The sequence below is a fragment of the Bacillus sp. LR--39 genome (assembly GCF_053613335.1).
Genome location: NZ_JBSIOT010000974.1, coordinates 1 through 674, shown reverse-complemented (window position 1 = coordinate 674; position 674 = coordinate 1). Strand labels below are relative to the sequence as shown.

1 protein-coding gene is annotated in these 674 nt (G+C 35.2%); it reads right to left on the bottom strand.

The genetic code is table 11. From position 1 onward, the window contains the following. Positions 1 to 338: 338 nt before the first annotated feature. Positions 339 to 674, bottom strand: a 336-nt coding sequence (locus tag ACWHAR_RS27845) for a DUF421 domain-containing protein (RefSeq protein WP_452088539.1), incomplete at its 5' end; no start/stop codon positions are given.

Genomic DNA, 674 nt, shown 5'->3' with positions numbered 1-674 from the left:
CTAGGCCTATCTCAAAAATTGGCCAGGTCTGGCAGTTTGTCTACACCTGTCATTATCTATAACGAATGAATTGGATAATCATGAAAAAAACTCCCTTTCTGCTGTATGGGTTTCCCCGTTTCCATCATACAACAAATATCCAGGAGCTGGAACCTTATAGGGGTAGCGTCAGGAAAATGCGGATTTACAACGTTAAGGAAACCAAAATATAAAAAGTCTAATTTCTCGGTGTTATAAGTGAAAAATTAGGCTTTAGTTACTTCATTAAAGCGCCTGATTGTTGAAGACTAAAGTTTATATTCACCAAGAAAATTGATGTGCTCTTATCCTAACAAATTTTATTTAGGACTTACATGTATGCCTTCACTCTCTCGCCAATCTGCGTAAAGTATACGCTTTACATTATCATATCCATTGGTAGTTAATTGGTTATCTAACCACTGTTGATCAAATCCGAGTTCATGTAAATTATCCCATAAAATTTCCCCATCTATAATTAACGATGTTGGGAGGTCTACTGGACTTTCTGGAAGATTGAGATCTGGTTTTTGATACTTGGATTTTAATAATAAACTTATTTGCCCATTAGCTTCCAATATACCGTATTTGACTTCGCGAACTGAAAAGACATTATTTTGACGGAGTATACTCAATACTTGATTTACATCCAATTT